The following is a 16,264-nucleotide window of genomic DNA, read 5'->3' as shown; positions in this document are numbered from 1 at the left end:
GCGATCCGGATTACGCGAGGATCGCTCACGAATTCGTGAGACCGTTGTTGCGGCGCATGGACCATGCGCTTGGGCCGGACTCTGCGGTCGAACGGCGGCGCTATCCAATGCCTTGCGCCTATCGAGATGGTAGCCGGAGAGTATTGGAAACGGGTGGCCCGGCCTGCAACGGGTAACGAGGCGGGCATTCCCGACGTATGGCGATATCAGACGCTATGCTGATCGCGATCTTCGAGGAGCCGAAACAGCGATGAACGTCACTCCCGGAGCGCAGATCCAGGCAAGAGTCATGCGGTTGACGTTCAGCATCCGCCTTGCAGTCTCGGCCCTGGTGCTGACGGCGATTCTGCTGACGGCCGCCCTCTCCAGCCTGCTGTGGTGGCGTACCGCGGAGGCGACCAGCCGCCAGCTCGCCTCGACCATCAACGAGCAAATCGTGGCGGCGGTGCGCAAGGAAGTCTCCGCCATCGTCGACGAGGCGCACGCGGCGCACACCGCGATCCGCACACTTTTCCTGCAAAACGTGCTCGAAACCCGCGAGGCCGACAAGCGCGAATTCGTCTTTCTGTCGCAATTGCAGTCGCAGGCGGCGATCTCCTGGGTTGCCTTCGGTTGGCCCGACGGGTCCTTCTTCGCCGCGCACAAGCTCGGCGACCGCCGCCTGGAGATGATGGAGATATCGCTGACCGATCATCCCGGCCAGCGCCGCATCGACGAATATGACGTGGTGCCCGGCGACATCGAGTTCGCCAATCGCCGGTTCGAGCCGACCGATTTTCGTGTCGCTGACCGAGCCTGGTTCAAGAGCGGGCTCGCTGCCGAGGAGCCGGCCTGGTTCAAGGTCGTGGACCATCCGACCGGCGAGCGGCCGGCGATCGCCTATGCGGGTCCGATCGATGTCTATCAGGAGCGGCAGGGCGTCCTCGCGATCGTCATCGAATATACGCGCCTTGCGCGGTTCCTGTCGCAGCTCGAGGTCGGGCGCACGGGGACGGCTTTCATCATCGACGACAATGGCGAGCTGGTCGCAGCGCCGGACAAGGATGCCGACGAGCTGCACCTCGCAAAAGGCGATACGACGCTGCTGCCGCTCGCGCAGCTGGCGCTTGCGAAGGCAGGCGGTGGCGGCAAGGACGCCTGGCGCAGCCGGCTGATGTCCGGCGGCGCAGCCTATGAGGTCGCGCTCACGCCATTGCCGTTTCCCGGCTGGTCGCTGGCCACCGTGATCCCGGAGGCCGAGTTCCTCGGTCCGGTCGAGACCACCTTGCGGCGGCTGATCGTCGGTCTTGCCGTCGGCGCCGTGCTGGCGGGTCTGGCCTCGGCCCTTCTGGCGCGCTCCGTCATTGCCGCGCCGCTTGCGCTGGTCGCAAGCGAACTCCGCCATGTCGAAGCCTTTGCGCTCGAGCGGGTCCGTCGCCATCCGTCGCGGCTCAAGGAGCTCGCGAGTCTGTCGGGCGCGATCGCCGAGATGGCGGCCGGGCTGTCCGCCTTCCGCAAATTCATTCCGGCCGATCTCGTCCGTTCCCTGCTGCGGCAGGGCGTCGAGGCCAAGCCCGGCGGCAGCATCCAGGAGCTCAGCGTCATGTTCGTGGACATCGCCGGCTTCACCGGACTGTCCGAGCGGCTCGGCGATCGCGTGGTGCCGCTGTTGTCGCGCTATCTCGACCTCTGCTCGGGGGCCGTCGTCGCCAGTGGCGGCACCATCGACAAGTTCATCGGCGACGCCGTGATGGCGTTCTGGGGCGCGCCCCAGCCGCAGGCCGATCATGCCTTGCGATGTTGCCGCGCCGCGCTCGGCTGCGGCAGGGCGATGCGGGAGTCCGGGCTTGCCGACGATCTCGGCCAGCCGCTCCAGATCCGCATCGGCATCAATTCCGGCAAGATGCTGGTCGGCAATATCGGCTCGGAGCTGCGGCTGAACTACACCGTGATCGGCGATGCCGTGAACGTCGCAAGCCGCCTCGAGGGCGCCAACAAGTCCTACGGCACGCAAATCCTGATCGGCGAGGAGACCGAGCGGCTGGCCCGCGGCGCCATCGTGACGCGCGAGCTCGACAGCATCGCGGTTTACGGACGGGAGGAGGGTTTTGCGGTCTACGAACTGATCGCGCTTGCCGGCGAAGAGAGCAGTGATGCGATTGGCTGGATCGGTCGCTACGAACAGGGCCTCGCCAACTATCGCGCGCGCCGGTTTGCCGCCGCGCTCGTTGATTTCGAAGCCGTGCTGAACGAGCGCGGCCATGATCGCCCGGCAGAATTGATGCGGGACCGTTGCCGGCAGTTCGCCGCGGCCGCGCCCGACCAATCGTGGCGGCCAGTCGCCGCGCTGACGGCGAAATAGCCGCAAGGCGAGGGCCATCGATCGCGCGACATATGAGCCACTCCGTGCGCGGCCTTCCCGTTCTCCCTCCACCGTCTGGAAATTCAGATTGCGCGCGATAGCCATTCCGCCTAATAGAATTGGACAAATGACCAAATAACATGGTCGCGCGCCGAAGGGCGCGTGTCGGGACGGGAAGGGCGGCATGTCGCAGGACGGTTTTGGTCTGGCTGGCGTCATCGGCATGCCGGTCGCGCATTCGCGCTCGCCGGTCATCCATAATTACTGGCTGAAGGCCCATGGCATCCGCGGCGCCTATGTCCCGCTCGCGGTGAAGCCGGAGCGGCTCGAGGATGCGCTTCGCGGCCTCGTCGCGCTCGGGTTTCGCGGCTGCAATGTCACCATGCCGCACAAGCAGACGGCGATGCCGCTGCTGACGCACGTCAACGAGACCGCGAAGCGCATCGGCGCGGTCAACACCATCGTCGTCGAAGCGGACGGCACGCTGTCCGGCTTCAATAATGACGGCAACGGCTTCGTCCAAAGCCTGCGCGACGCCAAGGCCGACTGGCGCGGCGATGCCGGGCCGATCCTGCTGCTGGGTGCGGGCGGCGCCTCGCGTGCGGTTGTCGTGGCGCTGCTGGAGAACGGCGCACGCGAGATACGCATCGCCAACCGCACCGCCGAGAAGGCCGAGGCGATCGCGAAGGAATTCGGCTCGGCCGTCGGCACCGTCGCTTGGGACGATCGCGCAGCCGCGCTCGCCGATGTCGCGCTGCTCGTCAATTGCACCGACCGCGGCATGGTTGGCAAGAGCGCGCTCGAGATAGATCTGTCACGACTCAAGCCCGCGACGCTCGCCGCCGATCTGATCTACACACCGCTGGAGACGCCGTTCCTGGCCGAGGCCCGCGGGCGGGGCTGCGTCACGGTGAACGGGCTCGGCCTGTTGCTCAACCAGGCGCGGCTGGCCTTCAAGGCCTGGTTCGGTGTCATGCCCGACGTGACGCCGGAGCTGATCAAGGCCATTGAAGCCACGTTCTGAAACTGCGCGGGGAGCTCTGTTCATGACATTGCCGGCGGGCCCCAAGATCGACTGCCATATCCACGCGATTGATCCCGTGCGGTTTCCCTATCGCCCCGATACGCCGTACCGGCCGAGCGGGCAGGAGATCGCGCCTGCCGCGCAGCTCATCCGCGTGTTTGATGCTTTTGATGTTCACCATGCGCTCGTAGTCGCGACCAACACCGGCTACGGCAGCGACAGCCGCATCCTGCTCGACACGCTGAGCCAGGGCGGCGGCCGCTTCAAGGGCGTCGCCGTTGTCGAGAACGATGTCGACATTCGCGAGCTGGAGCGCCTGAAAGCCGGCGGCGTGATCGGCGTGGCCTACAACGTGCCATTCCACGGCGCCGACCATTACCGCAACACTGCGCCGCTGCTGGAGAAGCTGGTAAGCCTCGGCCTGTTCCTTCAAATCCAGGTCGAGAACGATCAACTGCTCGATCTGTTGCCGTTGATCGACAAATCGCAGGTCCGCCTGGTGTTCGATCATTGCGGCCGGCCGTCAGTCGCACAAGGTGTGAACGGCAAGGCCTTCCAGGCGCTGCTGGCGATCGGCCGCGAGCGCAACGCGTATATGAAGCTCTCCGGCTATTACAAGTTCTCGCGGCAACCGCATCCCTATGAGGACATCCGGCCGTTCATTGCCGCGCTGGTCGAGGCCTTCACGCTCGATCGCTGCGTCTGGGGATCGGACTATCCGTTCCTGCGCGCCGCTGAACGGCTCGATTACGGGCCGCTGCTTGCGGTGCTGACAAAGCTGTTTCCGGATTCGGACGATCAGCATCGCCTGCTGTGGCAAACGCCGGCAAGACTGCTGGGCTTCGACGGATCATGAAAGACAAAACGCCAGGGAGGATATCATGAGGCATCTTGCAGGCACGCTCGCCATCGCGCTCGCGGCATCGCTCACAACAGGCGCGGCCCGCGCGCAGAGCACGGTCTACATTCCTGATGTCATCGAGCTCTCCGGCCCAGGCGCCGTCTCGGGTACCAACTGGCGTGACGGCGTCGCGCTCGCGGTCGACGAGATCAATGCCGCCGGCGGCATTCTGGGGCGGAAGATCCAGACCGAGCATCTCGACACCCAGAGCAACCCCGGCATCTCGCGCGCGCAAGTGCAGAAGGTTCTGGACAAGGATCCTTATGTGGTGCTCGGGCCGATCTATTCCGGCTCGGTCAAGGTCAACATGGCGTTGACGCAACAAGCCGAGATCCCGCAGATCGTCGGCGCCGAGGCCGCCGACATCACGACGCAAGGCAATCCCTTTGTGTTCCGCACCGCCTTCGGCCAGCAATTCTCGATGCCGAAGATCGCCAATTACCTGCATGACAGGCTCAAGGTGAAGAGCGTAGCGGTGCTGTGGGTCAACAATGATTTCGGCAAGGGCGGCCATGACAATTTCGTCAAGGAGATGAAGGCGCGCGGCATCGAGGTTGCGGCCGATATCTCCACCGAGCAGGGACAGGTCGACTTCGGCTCCGATGTGATCAAGCTGAAGAGCGCCAAGGCCGATGCCGCGTTCGTCTACACCAACGAGGAAGAGAGCGCGCGCTTCCTGATCGAGGCGAAGCGGCAGGGCCTGTCGACGCCACTGTTCGGCGAGACCACGCTGCTCAGCCAGAAGGTGGTCGAGCTCGCCGGCCCCGCCGCCAATGGTGTGCGCGGCCATGTGGGCCTCTCCGCCGACGCGCCGGTGCCGGCAATCCAGCAATTCGCGAAGAAGTTTTCCGACCGCTTCAAATACCTGCCCGATCACAACGGCATCAAGGGCTATACTGCGGTCTATCTCGTCAAATACGTCACCGAGAAGATCGGAAAATTCGACAGCAAGGCCTTTGGCGCGGCGATGAAGGGCCTGACCCTGACGCCCGACAAGGCGCCCGGCATGTTGATGGAAGCCAGCTGGGACCGGAACGGCGACATCGACCGCGCGAGCTTCCTGGCTGAAATCGTCGACGGCAAGCAGAAGATCGTCGAGACGCTGCCGAAGCTGGGTGGCGGCAAGAGCGAGTGAGTCCTTCGTGTTCCGCGAATCCCGCCGTGCCGCCCTGCCACGGCGGCATTCCCGCGCGATAACGGAGGTCATATTGAAGCTTTAAGTTGAAGCCGGCATCGGAGAAGTAGACGGGCCGGCCCTTCCACGAGCTTCGCACCGTCGACGCGAGGGCGTGAGACGGCTAATGATGCGCGGGTGATCCTCGAGCGGACGTCCGTACACATGAAAGCCACACTGCTGACATCCGGAGACTACACCCGCGCGCCCTGGAAGAACGGCGGCGGCGTTTTTACCGATATCGCGGACGCGCATCGTCCCGGCGCGATCACGAAGGATTGGGACAGCCTGCTGTGGCGCTTCGCCTCCACGCCGATCGTCGCGCCCGGGCCGTTCTCCCACATGCCCGGCATCGACCGCTTGCAGATGGTGGTCCGCGGGCGCGGGCTGGTGCTGAAAACGCCGCAAGGGGAGTTCGACGAGCGCGAGCCATTCACGACCGTGCGCTTCACCGGCGAGATGGAGATCGTGACTGAACTGGAGGCCGGCCCGGTCGAGGTCGTCAATCTGATGGCCCGGCGCGGTGCGGCCGAGATCGAGATGTTGACGCTGAGCGAGCCCGGTGAACGGCAATTGGCCGCCGGGACGCATTTGCTCCATGCGGCGCTGGGCGATTGCGGCATTCGTCTCGACGGCGAGGATTTTTCGATTTCGCACGAAAGCACCTTGCGAGTCGATTTGACCCGGGCATCGACGCTGGAACTCGTCTCGGGGCTCGCCGTGCTGGCGTCGATCAGGCTCGTCGGCTAGACCGGCCGCGCCTGCCGATGCGCACAATCCGTGCAACTGGCTAGGTTGACGCGGCCGCGCCGGAACACGATATCTGCTGTCATGACGACCGCCGCTGAAGGGCAGGATATGAACGCGCCAGACAAGATTCCCGCTGCAACCTTAGCCGACAGCGTCGTCGACTGGCTGACCACCGGGACGCAAAACGAGCGTTTCATCGACAACATCTTCGCGCAGATGTGCATCCGCCTCCAGCAAGCCGGCATTCCGCTCAAGCGCGCGACGCTTCACGTCCAGATACACCACCCGCAATGGCTGGGCGCCCGCATCATGTGGTCCGACGGCATGCGGGAAGCTGAAATCGGGCGGGTCGATTTCGACGTCAGGGAGCGCTCCGAATTCATCGGCAGCCCTGCCAACGAGCTACTGGAAGGCGCAACCGAGGTCAGGGAGAATCTCGAACGTGATCCCGCGTTCGGCCGCAAGCACGCGCTCTATGACGAGATGCGCTCGAAGGGCCTGACCGATTATGTCGCCTGGCCGCTCTATCACACCCTCGGCAAGCGCCATCTCGTCACCTTCGCGACCGACCGCCCTGGCGGCTTCGAGGATTCGCACATCGCGGCGCTGAAGAAATTGCTGCCGGTGCTGGCGCTGGTCAGCGAAATCCGCATCAAGAACCGCCTGGCGCGCACGCTGCTGGAGACCTATGTCGGCTCTCATGCCGGCGAGCTGATCCTCGCCGGCGCCACGCGGCGCGGCACCGGCACCACCGTGCGCGCCGCGATCATGATCTGCGATCTCAGGGATTTCACCAAGATCTCCGACAACTGGCCGCGCGACGACGTCATCGATCTGCTCAACGATTATTTCGACGCGATGTCGGACCCGATCGCGCGGCATGGCGGGGAGATCCTGAAATTCATCGGCGACGGCCTGCTCGCGATCTTCCCGCTCAGCCAGCCCAACGCCTGCGCCAATCTGTTGCGCGCCGTCGCCGAGGCCCGCCAGGCCATGACGGCACTGAACGAGCGCAACAGCGGCACGGGGCGCGCGCCGCTCAACTACGGCATCGGCGTCCATGTCGGCGACGTCATGTACGGCAATATCGGATCGTCAAGCCGGCTCGACTTCACCGTGATCGGCCCCGCCGTCAACATGGCCTCGCGCCTCGAGGCTCTCACCAAGCAGATCGGCAAGCCGGTGCTGCTGTCGCGCGACTTCGCCGAGCTGGTGGATCGGGAGTTCGAGCTGGAGCGCGTCGGCAAGCATGCCGTGCGCGGCTTCAGCGAGCCGATCGAGTTGTTTGCGTTTGGCGCCTCATAGCTCTGTTTTGCCCGCAACACCCTGCTTGCCGGTTCCGATCACCAGCACGGTGGTGGTGCCATGCGCCAGGATCTTGCCGTCGGGCCCGAGCACGCGCGCCTCGGCGGAAATGACCTGTCGTCCCTGCGACACGACTTGGGCCTCGGCGCGGACCCGACCGGTCTTGACCGTGATGGGCCTTGAAAAATTTCCCTTGGTCTCGATCGTCACGTAGCCGATCCCCGCCGGCAGCAGCGTGTTCGCGGCGCAGCCGCCGACACTGTCGATCAGCGTCAGCGCCCAGCCGCCATGGACGCCACCCATCGGGTTGAGCAGGTGCGGCCCAGGCTCGCCCTCGAAGGCAGCAAAACCGTCGCCGACCTCGGTGATCCAGAACGTCATCTGCTGCGAGATCGGCGCCTGCGGCAGCCGGCTATCGATGATGGCCTGGAGGATCTCCTTGCCCGTCATGCCTTCGACGCCGGTCGGCGAGGGCAGTCCATAGCGATATTCGGTCACGATGCTCGCCTCCTGCGACACGGGCAATCCATTCGGGTTTACGTCGTTATTGCATGCATATACAAATAATGTATATACACATACCTATGAAACCATCGAAGCAGCCCCGCAAGACCTTACGTGCCGACGCCGCACGGCTGATCGGGAGCTGCGCCGGCCTCGGCAGCCGGCTCGCCGCCCGCCGCATCACACAGTTTCTGGAGGGCGAGCTCGTCGGCGCAAACCTCACGCTCGCCCAGCTCGGGTTGATGGCGCAGCTTGCGGCCGCGCCGGATGACACGATCGCAGCGCTGGCCAGGCGCACCGGTCTCGACCAGTCGACCTTGTCCAGAAATCTGCGCGCGCTGGAAGTCGAGGGTCTGGTCGAAATCGCCATCGTCGAGACCGATCTTCGCCGTCGTGCCGTCTGGCTGACGGAGAAGGGGGCGCGCCGATTGGAGCAGGTCATCCCGTTGTGGCGCGATGCGAATGTCAGGCTGTCCCGCCACGTCGACAGCGAACTCGTGCTGAGGCTGGCGCGCGAGAGCGAAAGATTGCCTTAGCGGCGAAGGGCCGGCGTCCTTATGGGACGCCGACCCTCCGGCGCTAGTTCTTCGTTCCGAGAACCTCGACCGGCTCGATCGAGGGTGGCGACGAAAAGAGCTCGGGCGCCTTGGCCATCAGCGCCTGACCGATCGGGCCGTTGAGGTGCCTCTCGCGTCCATTCTCGTCGTTGAATGTATCGAACACGCCGAACGTCGTCGGAGACAGCCTGATGGCGTACCAGTTGATCGTAGTGGGCTCTTTTTTGGCCATGTCGAGCGCCATCTGGAGGAATTCTGCCACCGCCTGCTCTTTGCCGGGTTTGGCTTCGAAGCGGGCGAGGAAAGCGAGCTTGATCATCGAGGTCTCCATGAAGCTTTCTGAGAGGATCGGGAAGCGTTCTCAAACTAGCCGCGGCGCTTCCATCGGCCCATGGTCAGGAATGACATCTTTGATGCGGATGCAGCCATGAAGATCGACGTGCTCGCGCTCAATGGCGTGTTCGATACCGGCCTCGCCGCGGTGCTCGATGCCTTTGCGACGGCAAACCAGCTCGCTGCCGCTGAAAAGCTTGCATCGATCGCATTCGACGTCACCGTCATCGGCCTGTCACGCCAGCTTCGCAGCAATCAGGGATTCAAGCTCGCCGTCTCTCAGGCGCACGGTCGCCCGCCGCCGGATTGGGTGGTCGTTCCCGCGATCGGCGAACGGGCGCCGGAGCCGCTCGCCGCCGCGCTTGCCGCGCCCGAGGCACAGGCCGCCGCCCGCATCCTGCGGCAGTGCGCCGATGCTGGCACGCAGGTCGCGGCCGCCTGTATCGGCACGTTCATCGCCGCGGAGGCCGGCGTGCTGAACGGCGAGCTCGCGACGACCACGTGGTGGCTGGCGCCGTATTTCCGTCAGCGCTATCCGCTGGTCCGGCTCGAGGACGAGCGCATGCTGGTGCGCTCGGGTCGTGTGCTGACCGCCGGCGCGGCGCTCAGCCATATGGACATGGCGCTCTGGCTGATCCGCCAGGTCAGCCCGTCGCTCGCCGAGACGACGGCGCGCTACCTGATCGTGGATTCGCGGCCGGCCCAATCGATCTATGCGATCAGCGATCACCTCCTGCATTCTGATCCGCTCGTGCAGCGGTTCGAGCGCTGGGCCCGAGAGCATCTTGCCGACGGCTTTTCGCTCGACGAGGCCGCTCGCGCCGCCGGCGCGAGCAAACGGACGTTGATGCGGCGCGTCCGCGATGCGCTTGGCAAAAGTCCGCTGGCGTACATCCAGGATCTGCGGGTCGAGCGTGCGGCGCATCTGCTGCGGACGTCCAATGATGACGTCGAGAAGATCGCGGCCGCCGTCGGCTATGCAGAAGGTGTCACCTTGCGCAACTTGCTCCGCCGCAAACTCGGCCGTGGTGTGCGCGAGCTTCGCGCGGACGCGCGCGGGTCCAATGCGGGGAACGCCGCCGGAAGGACAGGGCAAGGCCGCTCAGACGATTGAGCCTGGTCTCTGCCGATCGGGCGGTTCACTGACGAGCTGATGCGCCTTGCGAAACGGGCCTGAGACCCGGTCAGACAATCTTCGCGTGCTGTTGCCAAGGGGTGAACGTCCAACTACGCTCAACGCTCAGCTCCGCCTGTCCACAAGCCGCGTCGTCATGCCCAAATTCCTTCGTGTCGGCCTGCATCAGTCGAATGTATCCGGATACACGTCGAAGGCGTGGTGCGTGCGGCGGGTCGGCTCGGCGGTGTTCCTGAAATGGGGCGCTGTGGAGGTCCAGGGCGCGGGGAATGGACGCAAGGTCTATTGGTCGCGTCTGCCGCAGGAAAAGACAATTCGTTGCCGCACGGCGAAACGCGCCCAGGACTACACGAAATCCGCGATCGCGAAGCGGCGCAGTCACGACTATGAGCCGCTCAGCGGCACCATCGCGACCCGGCGCAAATCCGCGGGCGCCGACCTCAAGCAGACGCTCGCCACGATCCTGGTCGTGGACATCGTCGGCTCCACCGCCAAAGCCGCCAGGCTCGGCGATGCGCGCTGGACCAAGGTGGTGGGTCTGTATTACGCCGCCGTCCGCAAGGAGTTGAAGGCCTCGCGCGGCAAGGAAGTCGTGACAACAGGCGATGGCGTGCTGGCGACCTTCAAGCTGCCTGCCGCCGGCATCAATTGCGCGACCGCGATTCAGAAGGCCGTGCGCACGCTCGGTCTCGATATCAGGGTCGGCCTGCACGCCGGTGAGTATACGATCAGCGGCGGCGAGATGGTCGGTCTCGCTTTCCACATCGGCACGCGCGTGGCCGCCAAGGCGCGCGCCGGCGAAGTGCTGGTCTCGAGCGCGGTGAAGGACCTGCTCGCGGCGCAGTCCCAGATCCGTCTGAGGGATCACGGCAGCCACCAGCTCAAGGGCGTGCCGGCGCGGTGGCGGTTATACCGGGTGGAAACCTAGGAGAGCGGTACGAACCTGGTCCACGACGCCGGCCCAGTCGCCTCGCGCGGGTTGTCTGAACAAGCGCATCGACCGATACCACGGGCTGTCGTCGCGATCGAGCAGCCAGCGCCAGTCCGGGGTGAAGGGCAGCATCGTCCAGACCGGCGCGCCAAGCGCGCCGGCGAGGTGAACGACGCTGGTGTCGACCGAGATCACCAGGTCGAGGCAGGACACCAGTGCAGCGGTGTCGCTGAAATCGGTGAGCTGGTCCGTGAGGTCGATGATGTCACGACGTTCGCCGAGGAAGGCGCGGTCGTCGTCGCGGATGCCCTTTTGCAGGGACACGAACTGGACGCCGCAATCGAGCAGCGGGGCCAGCGCGCGCAAGGCGACCGACCGGTTGTGATCGTTCTTGTGGCCGGGATCTCCCGACCAGACCAGAGCGACGCGCAAGCGCGTGCGGGGGCCAAGCCGCTGCTCCCACGCGTTCACCTGCACCGCCGCGGGTAGGGGAAGGTAGCAGTCCGCGAGCGGGATCGTGTCGAGCCGCGTCGCGAATGCCAGCGGCAGGCTTCCGAGAGGACAATGCAGGTCGAACGCCAGCGACGGAGTCGATGACCGGTCGACGCAATGTGCAACGCCGCGGACGCCGGCCAGCAGCTGCCGGACCGCCGGCTTGACCTCCAGGATGACCCGAGCCCCGAGCGCGGCCACCATGGGGGCATAGCGCGCAAACTGAATGGAATCGCCAAGTGCCTCGTCGGCATGGAGCAGGATGGTCTTGCCGTCGACCGGCTGGTCGCCAAGCCAGAGCGGTTGGGAGAAGCCGCGCTGCGCAAGGCCGAGCGACGGCGCTGTCCAGCGGGCCTCGCGCCCAAGCCAGCCTCGCTCGAAATCTCCGGTCAGCATCTGCAGCAGCGCGAGATTCCAGATCGTGTCCGCATTGCCGGGGTCGACCGCCAGCGACCGGTGAAAGGTCGCGAACGCCTCATCCAGCAATTGCAGGCTCCACAGCGCCCGCGCCTTTTCGTTGAGCGCTGCGGAGAAATCCGTTCGAAGCGCGAGCGCGCGATCGAAGCTCGCAAACGCCTGGTCCATGCGGCCGAGGCGCGCGTGCAGTGTACCGAGATTCTTGTGCGTCTCGGCCTCGCCAGGGTTCAGCGCGATGGACCTCTCGAAGTCGGCTTGCGCGTCCGCGAACCGGCCGAGCCGCTGCAGGCAAAGGCCGCGCGTTTGATACAGGGGCGCGACATTGGGATTGAGCCGCTCGAATGCGTTGAAGCATTCCAGCGCTTCGGCATAGCGGCCGCGGCCGAACAACGCCTGGCCCTGCTTCGCAGCCTCCAGACTTTGCAGAACGGCGGCCGAATTCTCCGGCGCGATATCAGGGGACTGCCTGGCCGCGGCCCGGCGCTCACTACGGTTCATCGGCTGACCAGAAAGGGAGACGGCGTCTCGTCGCCGCAATGTCTGGTGCGAAGCTGGTGTGGAGCTGGCGCTTTGGACGCAGCGGCCGTTTGCGCCGTGATGACCTCACCGCGGCCTGCATTCGAACGCGAGCTTATTTCAAGGACAGGACGACCGGACCTGCCACCGGATCGGTGACGCCAAGGCCGTTGCCCAGATCTTCGAGAGTCTCGCGAAATGAATTCAGGGTGGCAATCATGTCCGGTCGCGCTTTGACGCACGCGTCGATGTCATGCCATTCGGCGATGATGCAATAGGCATGATCGCCTGTCTTGATGATGTTGGCATGCACCAGACCCGGCCAGGCCGTGCCAATATTCTTGTGGGCATCCAGAAAGTCCTGATCGCGCCCGGGCTTCACGCGAAAACGCACGGTATTGAAAGCGGTCACGCTCGTCTCCCATGGTTCTGTATGATTTTCGAATATGAATGGCGTCGAGGCGGTCGTGCCGCCTGAAGGCGCACGCATTTCACGGCTCATTTGCGGGACTGCAATCCGATCCCCGCCCGGAGCTTAGCACGGCGGTTCCGCGCCGAACATGGCCGCTGAGCCTGGATCTCGCCGGGTGGATGTTGCGACGGCCTGAAGCCGTCGGGCTCGCGTTTGACAAAGCCGATACGGCGCCGCTACCTTCTCATCGCTTGCAACAAGAAGCACGTTGCTCAACGCGCGCAATGGCAAGCTGTCAACTGGTGTCATCGGCCGGTCACGCGGCGCCTTGATCGACACCGGGTCAGGGAGGGAAAGTCATGAGCGGCCTTGCGCTGTCGCGTCGTTCATTGATCGGAGCGGGTATCGGCGCTGCAACATTGGCGAGCCTCGTTGGCTTGCCTGCTGCGGCGCGGGATTTGCGGCTGCGCATGTTCTGGTGGGGCGCCAAGGAGCGGGCGGAGCGTACCGACAAGGTCAATCAGCTCTACCAGACGAGCCATCCTGACATGACGATATCAGGCGAGTCGCTCGGCTGGACCGATTATTGGGCGCGGCTGGCGACGCAAACCGCCGGTCGCAATGCGGCCGACGTGCTGCAGATGGATTACCGCTACATCTTCGAATACGCGCGCCGCGGTGCCCTGTTGCCGCTTGACGCCTACGTGCCGAAAACGCTCAACCTGACGGATTTCAGCCCGGCCGCCGTCGACAGCGGCAAGGTCGACGGCAAGATCTACGGCGTCAGCCTCGGCCTCAATTCGACGGCGATGGTCTATGACAAGGGGCTGATTCAGAGCCTTGGCCTGAAAGAGCCGGTCTGGAACATGACCTGGAGCGAGATCGGCGATCTCGCCGCCGAGGTCACCAAGGCCGCCAAGCGCGAGGGCTATACGGGCATGGAGGACGGCGGCGGCAACGAGCCGCTGCTCGAGGTCTGGCTCGCCCAGCGTGGCAAGTCGCTGTACACGGGCGAGGGCAAGGTCGGTTACGACGACAAGGACATGACCGAATGGTTCGCCTTCTGGGGTGACATGCGCAAGCGCGGCGCTTGCGCCACGCCGGATACCCAGGCGCTCGACCGCGGCGAGATCGACTCGAACCTGTTGTCGCTCGGCAAGATCGCGATGACCTTTGCCCACTCCAACCAGCTCGTCGGCTTCCAGGCCATCAACAAGAGCAAGCTCGGCCTCTCCACATTCCCGGATGGCGGACAAGGCGCGAGGCCCGGCCAGTATCTGAAGCCGGCGATGATGTGGAGCGTCTCGGCGCAGTCGAAGCAGGCCGAGGCTGCGGTTCAGCTGGTCAGTTACTTCGTCGCTGACGTCGAGGCCGGCAAGCTGCTCGGCGTCGAACGGGGCGTGCCGGCCTCCTCAGCGATACGCAGTGTCGTGACGCCGACGCTCGACGACCTCGGACGCGCCATGGTCGACTATATCAGCCTGATCAGCGACAAGGTCGGGCCGCTGCCGCCTCCGCCGCCGCGCGGCGCCGGCGAGATCCAGAGTGTGCTGCGACGCGTCAACGAGCAGGTCGGTTTCGGCCGTCTCACACCCGCGGACGGCGCCAAGCAGTTCGTCGCCGAAGCGTCCGCCGTGCTGGCCCGCGGTTAGATCAGGTGGCGGATACGCTGATCGACGATGCGACCGCGAGGCAGGCCTTGCCGGCCGCGCCGGCGGCTGAATTGTCCTGGCGCGAGAGTGCGACCGGTTATCTCTTTCTCGCGCCCTGGCTCGTCGGATTTTTCGGCCTCACGCTGGGGCCGGCACTGATCTCGCTGTATCTGTCGTTCACGGATTACGATCTGCTCAGCAGTCCGCGCTGGGTCGGCGCCGCCAACTATATCCGCATCGCAACGAGCGATCCCAAGTTCAGCGCGGCGATGCACGTCACGTTTCTCTATGTGGCGCTGTCGGTGCCGCTCAAACTCGCCTTCGCACTGCTGGTCGCCATGATGCTGAACCGGGGCTTGCGCGGCCTGCCGCTGTATCGGGCGATCTTCTATCTGCCGTCGCTGATCGGCGCGAGCGTCGCCGTCGCCGTGTTGTGGCGCCAGCTGTTTGCCAGCGACGGCCTGCTCAACCAGGCACTGAAGATCTTCGGCATCCACGGACCGAGCTGGATCTCCAATCCCGACACCGCGCTCTACACGCTGGTGGCGTTGAGCGTGTGGCAATTCGGCTCGCCGATGATCATCTTTCTCGCCGGCCTGCGCCAGATTCCGAAGGACGTCTATGAGGCCGCGGAGATCGATGGCGCCAGCCGCAGCCAGCAATTCTGGCGGATCACCCTGCCGCTGCTGACGCCGGTGCTTTTCTTCAACCTCGTGGTGCAGACCATCGACGCCTTCAAGGCCTTTACGCCGGCCTTCATCATCAGTGGCGGCACCGGCGGCCCGATCGACGCGACGCTGTTCTACACGCTCTATCTCTACCAGGAGGCCTTTGCCTATTTCCGCATGGGCTATGCGTCCGCGCTGGCCTGGGTGCTGGTGGTGATCATCGCTGTATTCACCGCGCTGTCCTTCCTGTCGTCGCGCTACTGGGTGCATTACGATGGCTGATCTTGCGACACCGGATGACGTTTCGCCCCCGCGCGATCCACGCCGCCGCGCGCTGACCTATCACGTCCTGCTGTGCCTCGCCTCGATCGCCATGCTGTATCCGCTCTTGTGGATGCTGGCGAGCTCGTTCAAGCCGGACAGCGACATCTTCGGCACCACCTCGCTCTGGCCGCGCCATTTCAGCCTCGACGCCTATTGGCGCGGCTGGTCCGGGCTGCAGGTGACGTTCGGGAAGTTCTTCCTCAATTCACTGGTGGTGTCGCTGTGCAGCGTAGTCGGCAACGTGATGTCGTGCTCGCTCGCGGCCTATGCGTTCGCCCGGCTGAAGTTCCGCGGCCAGAAATTCTGGTTCGCGCTGATGCTCGGCACCTTGATGCTGCCGTATCACGTCACGCTGATTCCGCAATACATCCTGTTCCTCAATCTCGACTGGGTCGACACCTTCCTGCCCTTGATCGTGCCGAAATTCCTGGCGGTGGACGCTTTCTTCATTTTCCTGCTGGTGCAGTTCTTCCGCGCGATCCCGCGCGAGCTCGACGAGGCCGCGATGATCGACGGCTGCGGTCCCTGGCGCATCTACTGGATCGTGATCCTGCCGCTGTCGGTGCCGGCGCTGGCCACGGCCGCCGTGTTCACCTTCATCTGGACCTGGGACGACTTCTTCGGGCCGCTGATCTATCTCAACGACATGAACTCCTACACGGTGCAGCTCGGCTTGCGCAGCTTCGTCGATTCCACCGGCAAGTCCGACTGGGGCGCGCTGTTCGCCATGTCTACGCTGACGCTGCTGCCGCTGTTCGCGCTCTTCCTGTTCTTCCAGCGCCTGTTGATCGACGGCATCGCCACCACCGGGTTGAAGGGCTGACCTTG

General features: G+C 64.8%; 16 protein-coding genes. 12 read left to right on the top strand and 4 right to left on the bottom strand.

Features of this window, described 5'->3' with window-relative positions; all coding sequences use genetic code 11:
• The first annotated feature begins 250 nt into the window (after positions 1-250).
• From JQ621_RS23225 to JQ621_RS23200, 6 genes are all read left to right on the top strand, one after another.
• Positions 251-2,341 carry an adenylate/guanylate cyclase domain-containing protein gene (locus tag JQ621_RS23225; protein ID WP_212237001.1) on the top strand — a complete coding sequence of 697 codons (2,091 nt, stop codon included), beginning with the start codon at positions 251-253 and terminating at the stop codon, positions 2,339-2,341.
• Between the two features lie 184 nt (positions 2,342-2,525).
• On the top strand, positions 2,526-3,365 hold the full coding sequence (locus tag JQ621_RS23220) for a shikimate dehydrogenase (protein ID WP_212237000.1): 840 nt from the start codon (positions 2,526-2,528) through the stop codon (positions 3,363-3,365).
• Between the two features lie 22 nt (positions 3,366-3,387).
• Positions 3,388-4,221, top strand: a complete 834-nt coding sequence (locus JQ621_RS23215; protein ID WP_212236999.1) for an amidohydrolase family protein — start codon at positions 3,388-3,390, stop codon at positions 4,219-4,221.
• A 25-nt stretch (positions 4,222-4,246) separates the two neighbouring features.
• Positions 4,247-5,401, top strand: coding sequence for an ABC transporter substrate-binding protein (locus tag JQ621_RS23210; RefSeq protein WP_212236998.1), 1,155 nt, complete (start codon positions 4,247-4,249; stop codon positions 5,399-5,401).
• 204 nt (positions 5,402-5,605) lie between these two features.
• On the top strand, positions 5,606-6,190 hold the full coding sequence (locus tag JQ621_RS23205; protein WP_212236997.1) for a HutD/Ves family protein: 585 nt from the start codon (positions 5,606-5,608) through the stop codon (positions 6,188-6,190).
• 108 nt (positions 6,191-6,298) lie between these two features.
• Positions 6,299-7,495: an adenylate/guanylate cyclase domain-containing protein gene (locus JQ621_RS23200; RefSeq protein WP_212237200.1), complete on the top strand. Its 1,197-nt coding sequence runs from the start codon at positions 6,299-6,301 to the stop codon at positions 7,493-7,495.
• Here the strand turns inward: JQ621_RS23200 and JQ621_RS23195 are convergent.
• A complete protein-coding gene (locus JQ621_RS23195; protein ID WP_212236996.1) occupies positions 7,490-7,993 on the bottom strand; it encodes a PaaI family thioesterase in 504 nt (167 codons plus the stop codon). The two genes, JQ621_RS23200 and JQ621_RS23195, sit on opposite strands and share 6 nt — an antisense overlap.
• A gap of 86 nt (positions 7,994-8,079) precedes the next feature.
• Here JQ621_RS23195 and JQ621_RS23190 point away from each other — a divergent pair, with 86 nt between their 5' ends.
• The gene (locus JQ621_RS23190; protein WP_212236995.1) at positions 8,080-8,535 is read left to right on the top strand and encodes a MarR family winged helix-turn-helix transcriptional regulator; all 456 of its coding nucleotides are present in this window, start codon (positions 8,080-8,082) and stop codon (positions 8,533-8,535) included.
• 43 nt (positions 8,536-8,578) lie between these two features.
• On the opposite strand, the gene JQ621_RS23185 is transcribed toward JQ621_RS23190, so the two are convergent.
• Positions 8,579-8,875, bottom strand: coding sequence for a putative quinol monooxygenase (locus JQ621_RS23185; RefSeq protein ID WP_212236994.1), 297 nt, complete (start codon positions 8,873-8,875; stop codon positions 8,579-8,581).
• Positions 8,876-8,983: 108 nt separating this feature from the next.
• Between JQ621_RS23185 and JQ621_RS23180 the strand changes: the two genes are divergently transcribed.
• Both JQ621_RS23180 and JQ621_RS23175 read left to right on the top strand, forming a co-directional pair.
• Entirely contained in the window at positions 8,984-10,003 is a 1,020-nt protein-coding gene (locus tag JQ621_RS23180; RefSeq protein WP_212236993.1) for a GlxA family transcriptional regulator, read from the top strand.
• 157 nt (positions 10,004-10,160) lie between these two features.
• Entirely contained in the window at positions 10,161-10,952 is a 792-nt protein-coding gene (locus tag JQ621_RS23175; RefSeq protein ID WP_212236992.1) for an adenylate/guanylate cyclase domain-containing protein, read from the top strand.
• Here the strand turns inward: JQ621_RS23175 and JQ621_RS23170 are convergent.
• Together JQ621_RS23170 and JQ621_RS23165 are read right to left on the bottom strand one after the other, a co-directional pair.
• Positions 10,932-12,362, bottom strand: a complete 1,431-nt coding sequence (locus JQ621_RS23170) for a tetratricopeptide repeat protein (RefSeq protein WP_212236991.1) — start codon at positions 12,360-12,362, stop codon at positions 10,932-10,934. The two genes, JQ621_RS23175 and JQ621_RS23170, sit on opposite strands and share 21 nt — an antisense overlap.
• 133 nt (positions 12,363-12,495) lie before the next feature.
• Positions 12,496-12,792, bottom strand: coding sequence for an antibiotic biosynthesis monooxygenase (locus JQ621_RS23165; RefSeq protein WP_212236990.1), 297 nt, complete (start codon positions 12,790-12,792; stop codon positions 12,496-12,498).
• 359 nt (positions 12,793-13,151) lie between these two features.
• On the opposite strand from JQ621_RS23165, the gene JQ621_RS23160 reads away from it, so the two are divergent.
• Genes JQ621_RS23160 through JQ621_RS23150 form a run of 3 tightly spaced genes read left to right on the top strand, consistent with a single transcriptional unit; the run spans position 13,152 to position 16,259 of the window.
• A complete protein-coding gene (locus JQ621_RS23160) occupies positions 13,152-14,444 on the top strand; it encodes an ABC transporter substrate-binding protein (protein ID WP_212236989.1) in 1,293 nt (430 codons plus the stop codon).
• Between the two features lie 47 nt (positions 14,445-14,491).
• On the top strand, positions 14,492-15,394 hold the full coding sequence (locus JQ621_RS23155) for a carbohydrate ABC transporter permease (RefSeq protein ID WP_249125503.1): 903 nt from the start codon (positions 14,492-14,494) through the stop codon (positions 15,392-15,394).
• Complete coding sequence (locus tag JQ621_RS23150; RefSeq protein ID WP_212236987.1) at positions 15,387-16,259, top strand: carbohydrate ABC transporter permease; 873 nt, start codon at positions 15,387-15,389, stop codon at positions 16,257-16,259. Before JQ621_RS23155 ends, JQ621_RS23150 begins: the two co-directional genes overlap by 8 nt.
• Positions 16,260-16,264: the final 5 nt, after the last annotated feature.

The sequence above is a fragment of the Bradyrhizobium manausense genome (assembly GCF_018129685.1).
Taxonomy (GTDB): Bacteria; Pseudomonadota; Alphaproteobacteria; order Rhizobiales; family Xanthobacteraceae; genus Bradyrhizobium; species Bradyrhizobium manausense_D.
The sequence above is the reverse complement of the archived record's forward strand: the minus strand, read 5'-3'. Positions and strand labels throughout refer to the sequence as shown.

Excerpts from the sequence above, each read along its gene's own strand:
- JQ621_RS23150 (WP_212236987.1), top strand. The coding sequence starts at position 15,387 with ATGGCTGATCTTGCGACACCGGATGACGTTTCGCCCCCGCGCGATCCA.
- JQ621_RS23205 (WP_212236997.1), top strand. The coding sequence starts at position 5,606 with ATGAAAGCCACACTGCTGACATCCGGAGACTACACCCGCGCGCCCTGG.
- JQ621_RS23215 (WP_212236999.1), top strand. The coding sequence starts at position 3,388 with ATGACATTGCCGGCGGGCCCCAAGATCGACTGCCATATCCACGCGATT.
- JQ621_RS23225 (WP_212237001.1), top strand. The coding sequence starts at position 251 with ATGAACGTCACTCCCGGAGCGCAGATCCAGGCAAGAGTCATGCGGTTG.
- JQ621_RS23175 (WP_212236992.1), top strand. The coding sequence starts at position 10,161 with ATGCCCAAATTCCTTCGTGTCGGCCTGCATCAGTCGAATGTATCCGGA.
- JQ621_RS23170 (WP_212236991.1), bottom strand. The coding sequence starts at position 12,362 with ATGAACCGTAGTGAGCGCCGGGCCGCGGCCAGGCAGTCCCCTGATATC.
- JQ621_RS23200 (WP_212237200.1), top strand. The coding sequence starts at position 6,299 with ATGAACGCGCCAGACAAGATTCCCGCTGCAACCTTAGCCGACAGCGTC.
- JQ621_RS23180 (WP_212236993.1), top strand. The coding sequence starts at position 8,984 with ATGAAGATCGACGTGCTCGCGCTCAATGGCGTGTTCGATACCGGCCTC.
- JQ621_RS23190 (WP_212236995.1), top strand. The coding sequence starts at position 8,080 with ATGAAACCATCGAAGCAGCCCCGCAAGACCTTACGTGCCGACGCCGCA.
- JQ621_RS23210 (WP_212236998.1), top strand. The coding sequence starts at position 4,247 with ATGAGGCATCTTGCAGGCACGCTCGCCATCGCGCTCGCGGCATCGCTC.
- JQ621_RS23185 (WP_212236994.1), bottom strand. The coding sequence starts at position 8,875 with ATGATCAAGCTCGCTTTCCTCGCCCGCTTCGAAGCCAAACCCGGCAAA.
- JQ621_RS23160 (WP_212236989.1), top strand. The coding sequence starts at position 13,152 with ATGAGCGGCCTTGCGCTGTCGCGTCGTTCATTGATCGGAGCGGGTATC.
- JQ621_RS23220 (WP_212237000.1), top strand. The coding sequence starts at position 2,526 with ATGTCGCAGGACGGTTTTGGTCTGGCTGGCGTCATCGGCATGCCGGTC.